Annotated in this window: 15 protein-coding genes; 4 read left to right on the top strand and 11 right to left on the bottom strand. The window is 64.7% G+C overall.

Features of this window, described 5'->3' with window-relative positions; all coding sequences use genetic code 11:
• Positions 1-228: 228 nt before the first annotated feature.
• On the top strand, positions 229-1,539 hold the full coding sequence (locus AWB78_RS12075) for a hypothetical protein (RefSeq protein WP_062604815.1): 1,311 nt from the start codon (positions 229-231) through the stop codon (positions 1,537-1,539).
• Positions 1,540-1,626: 87 nt separating this feature from the next.
• Here AWB78_RS12075 and AWB78_RS12070 read toward each other — a convergent pair whose 3' ends face one another.
• Positions 1,627-2,064 carry an RDD family protein gene (locus tag AWB78_RS12070; protein WP_062604814.1) on the bottom strand — a complete coding sequence of 146 codons (438 nt, stop codon included), beginning with the start codon at positions 2,062-2,064 and terminating at the stop codon, positions 1,627-1,629.
• A gap of 76 nt (positions 2,065-2,140) precedes the next feature.
• On the opposite strand from AWB78_RS12070, the gene AWB78_RS12065 reads away from it, so the two are divergent.
• On the top strand, positions 2,141-2,548 hold the full coding sequence (locus tag AWB78_RS12065) for an OsmC family protein (RefSeq protein WP_062604813.1): 408 nt from the start codon (positions 2,141-2,143) through the stop codon (positions 2,546-2,548).
• Positions 2,549-2,748: 200 nt separating this feature from the next.
• Here the strand turns inward: AWB78_RS12065 and AWB78_RS12060 are convergent, their stop codons facing one another.
• Positions 2,749-4,194: an NAD-dependent succinate-semialdehyde dehydrogenase gene (locus AWB78_RS12060; RefSeq protein WP_062604812.1), complete on the bottom strand. Its 1,446-nt coding sequence runs from the start codon at positions 4,192-4,194 to the stop codon at positions 2,749-2,751.
• Positions 4,195-4,803: 609 nt separating this feature from the next.
• Between AWB78_RS12060 and AWB78_RS12055 the strand changes: the two genes are divergently transcribed.
• Complete coding sequence (locus AWB78_RS12055) at positions 4,804-5,055, top strand: hypothetical protein (RefSeq protein ID WP_062604811.1); 252 nt, start codon at positions 4,804-4,806, stop codon at positions 5,053-5,055.
• Positions 5,056-5,110: 55 nt separating this feature from the next.
• On the opposite strand, the gene AWB78_RS12050 is transcribed toward AWB78_RS12055, so the two are convergent.
• From AWB78_RS12050 to AWB78_RS12015, 8 genes are read right to left on the bottom strand one after another with little or no spacing between them, the layout of a single operon-like run.
• Positions 5,111-5,509 carry an FKBP-type peptidyl-prolyl cis-trans isomerase gene (locus AWB78_RS12050; RefSeq protein WP_062604810.1) on the bottom strand — a complete coding sequence of 133 codons (399 nt, stop codon included), beginning with the start codon at positions 5,507-5,509 and terminating at the stop codon, positions 5,111-5,113.
• Between the two features lie 29 nt (positions 5,510-5,538).
• Positions 5,539-6,441, bottom strand: coding sequence for an alpha/beta fold hydrolase (locus tag AWB78_RS12045; RefSeq protein ID WP_062604809.1), 903 nt, complete (start codon positions 6,439-6,441; stop codon positions 5,539-5,541).
• A gap of 14 nt (positions 6,442-6,455) precedes the next feature.
• Positions 6,456-7,709, bottom strand: a complete 1,254-nt coding sequence (mhpT, locus tag AWB78_RS12040) for a 3-(3-hydroxy-phenyl)propionate transporter MhpT (RefSeq protein WP_062604808.1) — start codon at positions 7,707-7,709, stop codon at positions 6,456-6,458.
• A gap of 58 nt (positions 7,710-7,767) precedes the next feature.
• Positions 7,768-8,790, bottom strand: a complete 1,023-nt coding sequence (gene dmpG, locus AWB78_RS12035) for a 4-hydroxy-2-oxovalerate aldolase (RefSeq protein ID WP_332460098.1) — start codon at positions 8,788-8,790, stop codon at positions 7,768-7,770.
• A 15-nt stretch (positions 8,791-8,805) separates the two neighbouring features.
• Positions 8,806-9,753, bottom strand: a complete 948-nt coding sequence (locus AWB78_RS12030; protein WP_062604806.1) for an acetaldehyde dehydrogenase (acetylating) — start codon at positions 9,751-9,753, stop codon at positions 8,806-8,808.
• Between the two features lie 17 nt (positions 9,754-9,770).
• Complete coding sequence (gene mhpD / locus AWB78_RS12025) at positions 9,771-10,559, bottom strand: 2-keto-4-pentenoate hydratase (protein WP_062604805.1); 789 nt, start codon at positions 10,557-10,559, stop codon at positions 9,771-9,773.
• A gap of 4 nt (positions 10,560-10,563) precedes the next feature.
• Positions 10,564-11,517 carry a 3-carboxyethylcatechol 2,3-dioxygenase gene (locus tag AWB78_RS12020; RefSeq protein ID WP_062604804.1) on the bottom strand — a complete coding sequence of 318 codons (954 nt, stop codon included), beginning with the start codon at positions 11,515-11,517 and terminating at the stop codon, positions 10,564-10,566.
• Position 11,518: 1 nt separating this feature from the next.
• Complete coding sequence (locus AWB78_RS12015; RefSeq protein ID WP_062604803.1) at positions 11,519-13,369, bottom strand: bifunctional 3-(3-hydroxy-phenyl)propionate/3-hydroxycinnamic acid hydroxylase; 1,851 nt, start codon at positions 13,367-13,369, stop codon at positions 11,519-11,521.
• A 173-nt stretch (positions 13,370-13,542) separates the two neighbouring features.
• On the opposite strand from AWB78_RS12015, the gene AWB78_RS12010 reads away from it, so the two are divergent.
• Complete coding sequence (locus tag AWB78_RS12010) at positions 13,543-14,355, top strand: DNA-binding transcriptional regulator (RefSeq protein ID WP_062604802.1); 813 nt, start codon at positions 13,543-13,545, stop codon at positions 14,353-14,355.
• A 3-nt stretch (positions 14,356-14,358) separates the two neighbouring features.
• Here AWB78_RS12010 and AWB78_RS12005 read toward each other — a convergent pair whose 3' ends face one another.
• Positions 14,359-15,909, bottom strand: a complete 1,551-nt coding sequence (locus AWB78_RS12005) for a bifunctional AfsR/SARP family transcriptional regulator/alpha/beta hydrolase (protein WP_062604801.1) — start codon at positions 15,907-15,909, stop codon at positions 14,359-14,361.
• Positions 15,910-15,913: the final 4 nt, after the last annotated feature.

Here is a 15,913-nt window from a genome sequence, read left to right as displayed (position 1 = left end):
TCACGCCTGATGCAATGGATAGTATTGCTGCCGCTCGCACGGCGCAACGAGCACTGCTTCAGGATCGCCTCCACATTCATCAGAACATTGTCAGGCTTGTTAAATCAATGACCTGCGCGCGTGCCCGCTTTCGCCCATTTACGCCCCCGGCACAGTGTGCAACCATGCCTCCAGCCCGCGACCAGGCAAGCCCTGGCCGGCCCGATATCTGTGCTCGAGGACTGGCATATGGATTGGAAGTTCTGGAAACCAGAAAAGCATCCTGGCGAGCCGACGGCGAACTGGCCAGTCGACACTCACGCGGCTCTCCGACACCTGTTGGACCTCTACGAGCGCGCCGACGCGCTTCCGTTCTCGAGCTGGGCCGCGCCTGGAATCGAGTTCTCGTCGGACGTCCGGGGCGTCGCCCAGGCGGGTGCACGCGGCTATCAGCTGGCGCTTTGGTTCTGGCTCTTCGCGGAAAAACACGGCGCGCTAGCGGCCAGAATGGCTCGGGACAGTTATTGCTTGCTCGCGGATGCCGCGCACCCCGGAAATGGTGATTCCGTCGACCAGCTCCTGGACCTCGAGAATCGCCTTGCTCACGCCTTCGAGACCATCTCCGCGGAACAGCGCTCGTTCGAGCAGGAAGGATTGACGGTGCAGTTGCCGATGGAGTTCTTCCTCGCCTCGGCCTACTTCCAGCTCGCCCCGAATTCACCCTACGCGGGAGAGCAGGCGTCCGACATGCAAGGCGACGACTATAAGCTGGCCGCCTGCTTCCGTCACGCCACGGTGCAGGCCCTCTCGGTGTTTCGCCCCATGATCGAGGCTGTCGAATTCAATGCCGCCTCGCTTCCCAACTGGAAGTGGAGTGTGCAAGCCGGTGCATCCGAACGTCATCTGCGACGTCGCCATGACAATCCGCTCTTCCCACTGCACCGGCAGATGGTCACGGCGAACGACGTGCATGAGGCCCGCGTTGCAGACAACCGTTCAATACGAGACATCAAGCAGGACCTCAGCGATCTGGCCCGCGAGTTCTATTCGGCTAACGACCTTCCGTTGAACTGGCGCTCATATCTGGAGGGACTTCGCGAGCGACTCGACTCGCTCGAAGAGCGCCGGCTCACTGCGGGCGGTGCAAGCAATGACGTGGGCCACGCGATCGCCGAAGTTCGCGGAGATGTTCTTGGCGCATGGCGCGGCGCCATTCAAAAGAACCGTCAGAGCCTCACCGCGCTCGACCAGGAAGAAGTTCAAAAGGCCGAACGCCGTGCAATGCTGGTCGAGTCCGACTGGACCGCTCAGCTATTCAGCCAGGGTTCGTCGATACCGTCCGATGAAATCGTGCCGGCGCTTTTGAGCGAACCGTCCGTTGAGTTCGAAAGGGCCGTTACCTGCATGCAAACCGACCCGCGCCTTCACGAGACCCTCGCCAACTGCCGATTGTCGGCCCATCGACTCGTCGAATCGCTCCGCGCTGCCGGCCATGATGTCTCGGATGTTAGCGAGAAGTTGCGCATTCTCGGCGGGGCGCCCGGACACGTGCCCGCGTAATGGCTGAACGCTCACGATTGAGTGAGCCGCAGGCAGCTTCTTCAACGGGCCGTTGGTCTGAAACGCGGCCCGATTTCTTTCTCGTACTCAAGTCCTGCCGGGTTGCCCCTTTTCAGATACGACAATAGTATTCGCGATGCGGTCATGAAGCGCCTGCTGACGCGGATTGAACATGACCCAGAGGAAGCCCGCTCCGCAGGTAGCGAACGTGAGCAGATAGCCGGCTGTGCGCAGTACGGCTTGCCTCGCCGTCATCGGCGCGTGGCTGTCGGCATCGACGATCCGCAGTCCGATCACGCGCTTCCCCGGCGACGTGCCCCACACGATCCACAGAACACCGGTTATGAGTATTGGAATGCATTGCGCAGCCATCATCCAGAGAAGGACGGTCGCGGCGAACGCATCGGGTGACAGCGGCAAGTCTTCGAGGGAAGGCCCGAGCGGGACCAGCAGAAGGATGACCGTCCACCAGAGCGAGTCGATGAATAGCGCGCGAGCGCGCTCGGAATAAGTAGCGTAACGCATCTGAAGAGCAATCCATTCGCTGGCGTCAGTCCGATGCCGTCAGTCCCGAAAGATCGACCCGCCCGAGGAATATTTCATGCCGCTCACCTCTGCCAAAGCCCGCCTTGCGGCCGATGCAGCCAATTACGTGGTTGCCATCGAAGCGGGCCGCCACGCGCTGACCGGCGACGAAGGCCCGCATGAAGGCGGCGCGGATCGCGGTCCCGCGCCGTTCGCATTCGTGCTGTCGGGACTCGCGGCCTGCACGGCCGCGACATTGCGCATGTACATGCAGCGCAAGGCGTGGCCCGACGCCGAGATTGTCGTCGACGTGAGTCTGCATGTCGATCAGGAGAGGACGCAGTATATCCGCCGCAGCGTCGCCATCGGCGGAATGCTGGACGATGCGCAATGCGCGCGGCTTGCCGAAATCTGCGAAAAGACTCCGGTGACGCTGTTCATCAAGCGCGGCACACGCATCGATACGACACTGCACGCCGCGTGAGGTCGGAGAGAAGGACAAGGCAATGCGGCTGCCCGAACGCGTGCACGGTCAGACGCGACGTCGGCGTGTGCGATCGAGCGCCTGGACACAATGAACAAGGGACGATGTATCGCCATCATCCCTTGTGCCACGAACCATTTTCTATGGATAAAGTGTCGGCCGCCCCTCTTTCCTGAACGAAGCTTGCGGCCCACCCCTTCTTAAATCGCCATCACGGTCACCGACTTCGTCACCAGGTACGGCTCGAGCGCTTCAGGCCCGCCTTCCGAGCCGTATCCCGAATCCTTCACGCCGCCGAACGGCATTTCGGGCCAGGGCGTGGCCGGCTGGTTGATCCACAGCATGCCGACTTCCAGACGATTCGTGAGCAGGTGCACGTTCTTGAACGAGCGCGTGAACGCGTAGCCCGCAAGACCGAATGGCAGGCGGTTCGCCTCGGTGATCGCCTCGTCGAGAGAATCGAAGCCGCGCACCGCCGCCACCGGGCCGAACGGCTCCGCATTGAACACATCGGCTTCGAGCGACACGTCGGTAATGACCGTCGGCGCGAAGAAGTTACCCGCCGTGCCGATGCGTTCGCCGCCCGTCGCGATCGTCGCGCCCGTCTTGCGCGCATTGTCGATCACGCTCTTCATCGCGGTGATGCGGCGGGCGTTTGCGAGCGGCCCGAGCGTCGTGCCGTCCGCAAGGCCGTCGCCGACCTTCAGGCTTTCCGCATGCTTCACGAGCGCCGCGATGAAATCCTGCTTCACGCTGTTGTGCACGAGAAAGCGCGTGGGCGAGATGCAGACCTGCCCGGCATTGCGAAACTTCGCTGCGCCCGACGCCTTCACGGCGAGCTCGACGTCCGCGTCTTCCGCGACGATCACCGGCGCATGGCCGCCGAGCTCCATCGTCGCGCGCTTCATGTGCTGGCGCGCGAGTGCGGCGAGCTGCTTACCGACGGCCGTCGATCCGGTGAAGGTCACCTTGCGGATATCCGGATGCGCGATGAGGAACTGTGAAATCTGCGGCGGATCGCCGAACACCAACTGCACGACGCCTTTCGGCACGCCTGCATCGGCGAAAGCGCGGATCAGCTCCGCGGGCGATGCCGGAGTCTCTTCCGGTGCTTTCACGATGAACGAACAGCCCGTCGCAAGCGACGCGCACAGCTTGCGCACGACCTGGTTGACGGGAAAGTTCCACGGCGTGAACGCGGCCACCGGGCCGACCGGCTCCTTCACCACCGTCTGCTGCGCGTTGATGTTGCGCGGCGGCACGATGCGGCCATATACGCGCCGCCCTTCATCCGCGAACCACTCGATGATGTCCGCGGCCGACAGCACCTCGATGCGCGCCTCCGTGAGCGGCTTGCCCTGCTCCTGCGTCATCAGGCGCGCGATGGAATCGGCACGTTCGCGTATGAGCGTGGCGGCCTTGCGCATGATCGTCGCGCGTTCGAGCGCGGTCATGTTGCGCCACGTCGCGAAGCCGCGTCGCGACGCCGCGACGACGCGCTCGAGATCGACGTTGCCTGCTTTCGCCACCTTGCCGATGACGTCGCCCGTTGCCGGATTCACGACGTCGATCGTTTCGCCGGATTTGGCGTCGCACCATTCACCGTCGATGAACAGATGCGTGTTCGAATAACCTGCAATTGACATAGACGTTCTCCTGGTAGGTTGTCGATCCTATGCACTTTACCAGTGTGAACGCTTTGCTGCTCCACTGGCTTTGCCAGAGAAGTCGTGCGATAGCGATGAAGAAGTACCCTTTTCAAGTGATCTCGCTTTCAGAACTCCCACAAAGTCAGCTCGACATGCCGATAGCGCACGCTGACTCAGTTTGATTATTCCGACGGTCGGATACACGCGCGTTATAGGCGTATCGAGCGCCATCACTTGCTGAAGAAGCGCAGGGTTGCGTATTTAACTTAGGATTTTTAAGGCGCTATAGGTATGCCACTCTTTGCGTATTGACCAGCAAGGCGGAATGTGAGTCCATCGTGGCGGGTGTATGCCGGATACACGTTAAAAGCGGCAATCGAATTTTGGATGCCGAACCGACAGAAAGCGCATCGCCCCTGATACGGTTTTGCTTGCAATAGAAGCAGTTTCGTCTATCGTAAAGATGCAGGATAGTTCGTCATACTGATTACAACCCAGACGAGCCTGCTAACCATTCTAGATCGATACATTGGCGAATCTCGATGCAGTATCCCGCGAAGATTCGTCCCCATGTCGCTTCAGTCACATGAAGGAGGTCAATCCGCCATGCCAATAGTCAAAATCAAGGCCATCAGCAAGCAGAAGCTGCCGAGCCCGCTCATGACGAGGAAGTGGATCGAAGCCTGGTCCGCCGCAGTGGGCGGTGCCTGGGCCGGGCCCAACTACGACGACAATGAATGTACCGTAACGTTCGACACGATCGGAATCGCCGTCGCCAGCCCGGTGGTCCAGGCCACCATCGAGAGCTATAACGAAACGCACCTGGGTAACGATACGATCAGCGTGTCGATCCACTGAGATGCGCGAACCTCGGGAAGCCCGCCTCGAACGGCGGGCTTTCATCACGAGACGATCACTTGCCGATGCCGAGCAGTTCCACTTCGAACGTGAGATCGCTGTTCGGCGGAATCGAGCCGACACCACGATCGCCGTAAGCGGTGGCCGCCGGACACGTCAGCTTCGCCTTGCCTCCCACTTTCATCTTCGCGACGCCTTGCGTCCAGCACGGAATCACGCGGCCCAGCGGGAAAGTCGCGGGGCCACCGTGCTTCTCCGAGTTATCGAATTCCGTTCCGTTCGCGAGCGTGCCGCGATAGTTGACGCGCACCACATCATCGGCCGTCGGCTGCGGGCCGGTGCCTTGCTTGATGTGCTCGACCACGACGCCCGAGGGCAGCTTTTCGATGGTATTGGCAGCGAATGCGGTAGATGCGATGGCCGAAGCGGCGAGCAAAGCGACGACAGTTTTCATGCGTGGGTCCTCGTTGAATGACACCCCGATTATAGCGAGGACCCTTCACGGTTCCGAGTCGGCCCATACTGCAGCAGAAAGTCCAGCACCATCTGGTTGAATCGCTCCGCGTGCTCCCATTGCGCCCAGTGCCCGCAGCGTCCGAACACATGCAGATCGGCATTCGGCATGCCCCACACGAGCCGCAGGCCCACATCCATCGGCACGAAACGGTCATCGCGTCCCCAGATCACGAGTGCGGGCGCCTTGATCTCGTTCAGCCGGTGACCGTAATCCGGAAACTGCTTCGGATTGGCCGCCAGACTCTTCACGAAGTTCTCGAGATGATCGCGCCGCGCGAGCATGTTATCGAGCCGCGTCTGCATCAGCTCTTCCGTCATCGTGCTCGCATCGTAGACGAACACATTGAGCATCTTCTTCAGGTTCTCGAGCGTCGGGTCGCGATACAGCCCTTGCAGCAGCTTGATGCCTTCGGTCGGCATCGGCACGAACTGGCTCGGACCGCCCGTGCCGCCGCCCATCAGCACCAGCTTGCCGACGCGCTCCGGATACGACAGCGCGAAGGCCACCGCGCTATGCCCGCCCATCGAGTTGCCGACGAGATGCGCGCGCTCGATGCCGAGCGTATCGAGCACGCCCTTCAGCACGCGCGCGTTGAGGTCGGAGCGCGAACCGGTGCAGACGATCGAATTGCTCTTGCCCCAGCCGGGACAGTCGACGAGGATCACGCGATAACCCGCGTTCGCGAACGCATCCACATTGCGATAGAAGTTGGCCCAGCCGCTCGCGCCCGGACCGGAGCCGTGCAGCAGCACGAGGGTTTCCTTGCCCGCACTGGTGTCGTTGTAGTGCACGCGCAGTTCCGCGCCGCCTTCCATCACGTTCACGAACTTGCTGGTCGCGGCTTCGGTATGAGTCACAATGTCAGTCATGTCGATATCCTTCGTCAGATCGATTCGGTTCCAAGCGTGCGCGAGCCGTCGGCCGACTCGCGCGGAAATTTCGCGACCAGCGCGAGCGCGCCGAGCGCCGCGATCACGATGAGCGGGATGCTCGATATCACGAGCATCGACGCGCTCTGGCCGAGCGCCAGCAATTGCCCGGCGATCAGCGGGCCGACCATCGAGCCGACGCGGCCCACGGCCACCGCCGCGCCGACGCCCGTGCCGCGCACCTGCGTCGGATACGCGCCGCCGGCGAGCGCATACAGCACCGACTGCGCGCCAACGAGAAAGAGACCCGCCAGCAGGCCGCCGCACGCCATCGACACGCTGCCCGTCGCGCTGGCGAGCGCAAGCAGCGCAGCCGCGATACCCGCATACATGCCGACCACGACCGGCCGCTTGCCGATGCGATCCATCAGCCCCGCGATCACGATCGCACCGATGCCGCCGCCGATGTTGAACATCATCTGCACGATGCTCGCCTGCACGGGCGTGAGGCCGCGCGAGAGCACCATCGACGGCAGCCAGTTCATCAGGAAGTACAGCACGATCAGCGTGCCCAGATAACTGATCCACAGCGCGACGGTCGTGCCCGCGCGGCCGTCGCTGAAGAGCGCGCGCACGATGCCGTCCTTCGTCTCGCGCGTCGCATGCTGGCTCGCCGCGATGAAGTGCGTCGACTCCTTCAGGAAGAGCGCGAGCAGCGGCAAGGTCAAGAGCGGCCCGATGCCGCCGACATAGAAGATATGCCGCCAGCCTTCATCGCCCGGGCTGAGAATGCCGATCACCGCCGCGAGCGCCGCGCCGAAGGGCATGCCGCAGTACATCGCGCCGACCGCCGTGCCGCGCTGTCCGGGCGGCGCCGCTTCCGCGCACAGCGCGATCAGGTTCGGCATCGCCGCGCCGAGACCGAGGCCCGTGAGGAAGCGCACGACGAGCAGGCTCTGCAGATCCCACACCTGGGTCGTTGCGATCGAAAATATCCCGAACAGCGCGACCGACATCATCAGCACGCGCTTGCGGCCGATGCGATCCGCGAGCCTGCCGCCGATCGCCGCGCCCGGCAACAGACCGAGCGCACCGATGCCGAATGCCCAGCCGAGTTGCGCGACCGCGAGATGAAACTCGCGCGCCATGCGCGGCGCGGCGACGCCGGTGGATTGCAGATCGAGCCCTTCGAGCAGCGCGACCGCGAGGCACAGGCCGATGGTGAGCGCACCGCCGGCGCGCGTGGATGAAGCCGTTGACGTTTTCATTGATGTCTCCAGGTTGAACGATGCGGCGCTCTCGATGGCGCTTCGCGTATCGGATGGTTCAGGCGTGCGCTTCGCGCTTCTTCAGATCGAGCGCGACGTCGACGATCATGTCTTCCTGACCGCCCACCATGCGCCGCTTGCCCAGCTCGACGAGAATGTCGACGGCTTTCAGGCCGTACTTCTTCGCCGCGATTTCCGAATGCCGCAGGAAGCTCGAATAGACGCCCGCATAACCGAGCGCGAGCGTCTCGCGGTCCACGCGCACCGGCCGGTCCTGCAGCGGGCGCACGATATCGTCCGCCGCATCGAGCAGGCGATACAGATCCGTGCCGTGATGCCAGCCCATGCGCTCGGCCGCCGCGATGAACACTTCGAGCGGCGCATTGCCCGCGCCCGCGCCCATGCCCGCGAGACTCGCATCGATGCGATCACAGCCCTCTTCCACCGCGACGATCGAGTTGGCAACGCCGAGGCTCAGGTTGTGATGCGCGTGCATGCCGGTCTGCGTTTCAGGGTTCAGCGTCGCCTTGAGCGCCCTGAAGCGCGCGCAGATGTCGCTCATGTTCATCGCGCCGCCGGAATCGACCACGTACACGCACGTCGCGCCGTAGCTTTCCATCTTCTTCGCTTCGACGGCGAGGTTCTCGGGCGTCGTCATGTGGCTCATCATCAGAAAGCCGACGGTGTCCATGCCGAGGCTGCGCGCATAGTCGATGTGCTGCTTCGAGATGTCCGCTTCCGTGCAATGCGTCGCGACACGCACGACACGCGCGCCCGCGTCGTATGCGGCCTTCAGATCGTGAATCGTGCCGATGCCGGGCAGCAGCAGCGTCGCGATCTTCGCGTGCTTCACCACATCGGCGACCGCCTCGATCCATTCGAGATCGCTGTGCGCGCCGAAGCCGTAGTTGAAGCTCGAGCCCTGCAGGCCGTCGCCATGCGCGACCTCGATGCTGTCGACCTTCGCTTCGTCCAGCGCGCGGGCGATGTCCTGCACGTTCTGAATCGAATACTGATGACGGATCGCGTGCATGCCGTCGCGCAGCGTCACATCGGAGATATAGAGTTTCTTGTCCATGATCGAATGTTCCTTGCTTCAGGCGTTCACGAGCGACGCGGCCATGCGCTCGGCCGTCGCCAGCGCGGCGGACGTCATGATGTCGAGATTGCCCGCGTAGGCCGGCAGATAGTGCGCCGCGCCTTCCACTTCGATGAAGACCGAGGTCTTGAGCCCGCTGAAACGGCCGAGGCCGGGAATGTGCAGCGGCGCATCGGCGGGGATGTCGTCGAACTGCACGGACTGCTTCAGCCGATAGCCGGGCACGTAGGCCTGCACCGCCGCCGCCATCCGTTCGACCGACGCTTCGATCTGCGCGCGGTCCGCCGCTTCGGACAGCACATAGACCGTGTCGCGCATCATGAGCGGCGGCTCGGCCGGATTGAGCACGATGATCGCCTTGCCCTTGCCTGCACCGCCGACCGCTTCGATGGCCTTCGACGTCGTCTCCGTGAATTCGTCGATGTTGGCGCGCGTGCCCGGTCCCGCCGACTTGCTGCTGATCGACGCGACGATCTCCGCGTAATGCACCTTCGCGACCCGCGACACGGCGGCGACCATCGGGATCGTCGCCTGTCCGCCGCACGTGACCATGTTCACGTTCGGCGCATCGAGATGCGCGTCGAGGTTCACCACCGGCACGCAGTACGGGCCGATCGCGGCGGGCGTCAGATCGATCACGCGGATGCCGGGCTTGAGCGTGCGCAGGAACGCGTCGTTCTTCACATGCGCGCCGGCGGACGTCGCATCGAACACGAAGTCGATCTCGTCGAACACGGGCAGGCGCGTGAGGCCTTCCACGCCTTCATGCGTCGTCGCCACGCCGAGCTTCGCGGCGCGCGCGAGGCCGTCGGATGCCGGATCGATGCCGACCATCGCCGCGACTTCGAGATGCCGGCTGCGGCGCATGATCTTGATCATCAGGTCCGTGCCGATGTTGCCGGACCCGATGATCGCGGCCTTGCATTTGGTGCTGTCTGTTGCCATGGGGATGTCTCCGTCTGTCATTCGCTGAAACTGGCGCGCACGCTGCCGAGCCCTTCGATGTGCGCCGTATATGTGCCCGCTGCTTTCACCGCGGCCATCGGGCCGAGCGCGCCCGTCAGCACGATGTCGCCCGCGCGCAGCGGCGTGCCGAGTCGAACCATGCGGTCCGCGAGCCATGCAGCCGCGTTGAGCGGATTGCCGAGGCACGCCGCGCCATTGCCGCGCGACAGGATTTCGCCGTCCTGCGTGAGCGTCATCGCGCAGGCGGTGAGGTCGATGTCGCGCAGCAGAGTCGGGCGGCTGCCGAGCACGAACAGCGCGCTCGATGCGTTGTCCGCGACGGTGTCGAAAAAGCGGATGTCCCAGTCGCGGATGCGGCTGTCGACGACCTCGATCGCGGCCACCGCATACGCGGTCGCGCCGATCAGATCCGCAAAGGTGTGTTTCTCGGCGGTCAGATCGCGTTCGAGCACGAGCGCGATCTCCGCTTCGACCTTCGGCTGGATCAGCGAGGCAAGCGGCATCGGCTGGCTGTCGCCGTAAGCCATCGACGCGAACAGCGCACCGAAGTCCGGCTGATCGACGCCGAGCTGCTTCTGCACCGCCGGCGAAGTCAGGCCGATCTTTCTGCCGACGACGCGCTCGCCGTTCACCGCGCGCAAGTCGTTGTTGACCTGCTGAATCGCATAGGCGAGCGTCGCGTCGCCTTCGGGACACGTTTCGCGCAGCGGCGCGATCGTCTGACGCGAGGACTGCGCTTCACGCAGGCGCGCGGCCATTAACTGAATGCGGTTGTCATCCGACATGGTTCTATCTCCTGGAAAGGGTTCGTTCGTGCGCGTGCATCGCGCCGAAGCCCGCGATCCATTCGGGAATCGCGCGGTAGTAATCGATCGATGCCGCGTACGGGCCGCTCGCCGCGAGCGCGCCGAATGCCGCGACCCACGTGCGGATCTCGTGCGCGGATTTGCCTGCATCGCGCGTGATCGCTTCGTTCGTGAGGCCATCGGCGGCGGTGAGTTCGCCGCGTTCGAGGAGTTCGAGAAACATGCGGTCCCACGCGGGATTGAGCGGATGCAGGCGGCTGTCGCCCGCCGCGAACGCTTTCGCCGCGGCGATGGTGCGCGACTGCCGCGCATCGCGCGATTCCGGCGACGGGTTGCGCCCCGCGATCAGGCGTTCCGCGACGATGTCGTCCGCGCCCGCGATTTCCGGCACCGGCGGCTCATGCGACATGCCGCCCGAGCCGATCAGCAGCACGCGCCGGTTCATGCGCACGGCGGCACGGCCGATCGCATCGCCGAGCAATCGGGCGCGGCGGCACGACGCCATCGGCGGCGCCACCGAGTTGATGAAGACGGGCACCACCGGATAGCGGCCGATGCCGCCCGTGAGCACGTCGAGCGCCTGCGCGCAGCCGTGATCGACCTGCATGCGATACGACACGGCGACATCGATATCGCTCGCGAGCGCGGCATCGGCGAGCGCGAGCGCCACATCACGCGCGACAGGCAACGGACCGGCCGCGCTGTTGAAATCGCCGATGGCCGTCGCGCTCACGCCGATGCAGAACTGCGGCATCACGTCGTAGAAGAAACCGTTGTAGTGATCCGGCGCGAAGACGATCACCAGCTCCGGATCGAACGCCTCGACGCGCTCGCGCGCCGCGCGCTGCACCCGCTCCACTTCCGCGACGACGTCCGGCGCGGGATCGAAATACCCGTGCAAGGGCGTGTGCGACATGCATTCGAGATGGATCGGCATGTCAGGCTCCCACCAGGCCGGCGGCGCGCGCGAGCGTCGCGTCGCTGGTCGTCGTCGCGTCCGGTGTCATCGCCAGCGCCAGCTTTTGCGCGAGCTGCGAAACGCAATCCGATACGCATTGCGGCGCGCACATGCCGGCCACGAAGCGGTCGGGCCGCAACAGCACGACCGATTCCGGCACGCGCGCGAACCATTCGCGCAGGCGTGAATCGACATCGCCGATGGCGATCACGTCTTCGGGCACGTCATCGTGGAATGCGAGCTGCGGGTCGGGCTTCGCGATCACGAAGCATCCGCCGAGCGCGCGCCAGATGCGGCGCGCCTCGGGCGTCAGGCCGAAGGTCGGGTCCGCGCCCCAGCCGACGATCGCGAAGCGGTTGCCGATCGCGTCGTCGAGCCGGACGATGCCGCCATCCGCGAGACGCACGCGCGGCTGGATGAACATGCGGCCCACGGGCGTGCCCGCCTGCGCATCGCGGCCATGCACCACGCGTCCGATCAGCGATTCGCGCTTCTCGCTCATGAGGCCGACGAGCCGCCCGAACGCGGCGTGCCCGCGCTTCGCGATCATGCGTGCGAGCAGGCCGTCGCGCCGCTCCCGGCGCGTGAGAAGCACGACGCCTTCTTCATAGCGCGGCATCGGCTTGAAGCGCATCTCGACGAAATAGCGCTTCATGGACGGCAGCACGTCGAAGCTGCGCACGAACGCGTCGCGCACTTTCGATCCGAAGAAGCTCGTCGGCGCGAAGATATCGCCCGCGACTTCCGAGAGGTGGATCATCGAGCGCGCGTGGGCGCGCCGTTCCATCGTGTAGGTATCGAGCAGCGCGTCGCGCGCCGTGCCTTTCACGACCATCGCGAGCTTCCAGCCGAGATTGCTCGCGTCGCGAATGCCGCTGTTATAGCCCTGCCCCTGCCACACCGGCATGATGTGCGCGGCGTCCCCCGCGAGCAGGATGCGCTTCACGCGGAACGTGCTCGCGAGCCGCGCGTTGTGCGTATAGACCCGCTGACGGATGTAGTCGACCTTGTCCGGATCGGCGACCACGCCGCGCACCAGCGCCGCCATGTTCTCCGGCTTCGAGAGTTCTTCCTCCGTCTCGCCGGGCATCACCATGAATTCGAAGCGCCGGATGCCGTGCGGCAGCGCCGCCGAAACATAGGGACGCCGCGCGTCGCAATGCAGATAGACATGCGGCGAGCCGATCGGATCGTTGCGCACGTCGATCACGATCCATTGATTCGGCTTCGTGCGGCCTTCGAACGGCACGTCGAGCGTGCGGCGCACGAAGCTGTTGCCGCCGTCCGCGCCGACCATGTACGCGGCGCGGATCGTCGCCTTGGCGCCGTGCGCGTCGGTCGCTTCGATCGTCACGCCGCGCTCGTCGTGCGCGAAGCTGTCGACGCTGTGGCCGAGCAGCGTCGATACATGCGCGAAGCGCGCGAGACCGCGATACAGAATCTGATCGGCGAGCGGCTGAATGAAGGCATTGCGGCGCGGCCAGCCGAACTCGTCGGTGCGCGGCTCGATCGACGCGAAGCACTTGCCTTTCAGCGTGAAGCGCATCCAGTGATTCGGCGTCGTGTGCGGAAGCAGCTCGTCGACGAGGCCGACCGACTGGAAGACGCGCAGCGCTTCGTCGTCCAGGCCGATGGCGCGCGGATAGTCGATGATCTGCGCGAGCTTCTCGATCACGACGACGCGCACGCCCTGGAGGCCGAGGATGTTCGCGATCATCAGCCCGACCGGGCCCGCGCCGATGATGGCGACATCGGCATCGATGGAACGATGTGTCGTTTCGTGAGGATGAGCGCGGCCGTTGCCGGCCGCCGGGTCAAAGGCGGGGCGCATGCTTGTCTCCTGAATGGGCTTGTCCGATGTGCTGAACGAACGGCGCCTGCCTCTTGCATCGCTCTCGTTCGTTCAAATTGTGAGTGCAGTCTATGGGGGGCAGAAAACGCCCTCAACAAAATCTCCGAAATGTGCATAGAATGCACAATGTTGAATTAAAAGGATTTTCTGGCGTGACGACCTACACGAACGTGCGCGGACTGGCGCGCGGCCTTCAGGTGTTGCGGGCGCTGAACGCGATGGAAGGCGGACGCGCGACGAGTCAGCAGATCGCCGATCTGACCGGCCTGCATCGCACCACGGTGCGCCGTCTGCTCGAAACGTTGATGGAGGAAGGGTTCGTGCGCCGCAGCACGTCGGACGACAGCTTCCGTCTGACGCTCGCCGTGCGCTCGTTGAGCGAGGGCTTCACCGATACCGAGCGCATCGCGACCGTGGCGCCGCCGATCATGGGGCAGCTTTTGCAGCGCGTCGCGTGGCCGTCCGATCTGACCACGCCCGACGGCGACGCGATGATCATCCGCGAGACGACGCATCGCTTCAGCCAGTTGTCGTTTCATCGCGCGATGGTCGGGCGGCGTTTGCCGATCCTGCTGACGGCGGCGGGCCGCGCCTACTTCGCCATGTGCCCCGACGAGGAGCGCGAGGACATTCTGGAACTGCTGCGCTCCGGCGCGGGCGGTGAGGAGCAGCAGGCGTTCGCGAAGAACGATGCGCTCGTGCGCAAGCTGATCCGGCGCGTGCGCGAGGATGGTTTCGGATCGAATCACGGCGACTGGACCGCGCAGGCGAAGATCGGTGCGGTGGCGGTCGCGATCGGCGCGGACGAGCGCGTGCTCGCGAGCCTCAATGTCGTCTTCCTGTCGCGCGCGGTGAGCCTCGCGGATGCCACGCGCCGCTATGTGCCGGAGTTGCAGAAAGCGGCGGCGGAAATCGCCGCGGCGTTGAGCCGGGAAGATGCGACGTCTCCACGCACACCCGTGTGAAGCTTACGCGGCGAGACTATCGACAAACGCCCTGATGTTGTCCAGGACGGGCCGTTGATCTCCTGCGAAGGCCCAGTGATCTGCCCCATCGAGCTCGACGAACCGGGCATGCGCGATATGGCTGGCGAGATGCCGGCCCGCATCGATGCGAACGGCGCGGTCGCCGCGACGGTGCAGCACCAGCGTCGGAACGGAAACCCGGCCCAGAACGTGCCGCACATCCATATCGCGCAACGCCTCGAGCACGCCCTTGATGGCGCCGGGGCTCGACGCGGCCCGGAGCAGGCCCGCCCACCAGACTCTGACGTGCGGATCGCCGGACAGCCCCGGTGCGAATGTTTCGATGCCGGCGGGGCCGCCCCAGCCCGCGATGAGCTGCCGCAGCCAGGCGTCATATTGGCCGGCACCGAGCGCGTACGGATAGTCAGGCGTTGCGCTTCCTTTCGCCAGCGAGCCGAACAGAATGAGGCCAGCGACTCGATCGCGATGATCGGCGGCAAACTTGATGCACGCCGGTCCGCCCTCCGACGCACCGAACAACACGACCCGGCGGCTGCCGGCGGCGTCGAGCACGGTGCCGATATCCTGCGCCGTCGCGTCGACACCGGGATTGAATCCGACCCGGTCGGAAAGCCCGACACCGCGACGATCCAGCAGAATGAGACGGCCCATCCCCGCGAGCGAGGACAGGAACGCCCTGCACCGTGGCTCCTCCCACACCCGTTCGACGTGAGAGACGAAACCGGGCAGCACGAGCACATCGATCCGGCCGGCGCCGTAGGTCTGGAATGCGAGATGAACACCGCCGCCGCTGACGTAACGCGTCGGCGGCGGGTCCGCGATGGTCAACGTTGCGCCGGCGTTCAGCAGCGCCCGCGTCTCCGGTTCGGGCGCCACATTCAGCTCGTCGCGAAGACGCTGCGTCAGGACCTCCAGGTGCCGCCGGGCAGCGGCCCGGTCCCCGGCGAGCAGAAGGTTGCGGATGAAATGACGGCCATACACTTCGCTCAGCGGATCGAACTCGACAAGACGGCCGGCGTGGGCGGCCGCCGTCGCGTAGTCGCCGGCCGCATTCCTGTCCTGCACCACTCGCTCGAGCGCCTGGATCGCGCGGCCCCGCAAGGCCTCCCGGCGAAAGTAGGCCCACTCGTCGAACTCCGGGCAGTCGCCGGGCGAAAAACCTTCGAGAAAGTCGCCGGAATACGCGCGGCACGCCCGCTCGAACTCGCCGCGGTCGCAAGCTTGCTCGAATAGCTGCGAATCCACTTGCAGGTCGATCTCCGCCGACCATCGAACTGTTGCGCGGTCGATGGTCAGAACGTCGTCGCCGAGCGTGAGCTGGACGCGATGCAACAGACGCCGCAGCCGCGCCCGCACGACTTCTTCGCGGTCTTCCGGCCACAACATCGTGGCGATGGCGTCGCGCCCGACCGACGTCTTCGCTTCGGCGAGGTAGACCACCAGTGCCAGACCCTTGCGCAAGGCCAGTTGGCACAGCCGGCCGTCCCGACGAATCTCAGGAAATCCAAGCGTTCGCACGCTGAACGAAGCCATGACG

Source organism: Caballeronia calidae (assembly GCF_900044055.2).
Taxonomy (GTDB): domain Bacteria; phylum Pseudomonadota; class Gammaproteobacteria; order Burkholderiales; family Burkholderiaceae; genus Caballeronia; species Caballeronia calidae.
The sequence above is the reverse complement of the archived record's forward strand: the minus strand, read 5'-3'. Positions and strand labels throughout refer to the sequence as shown.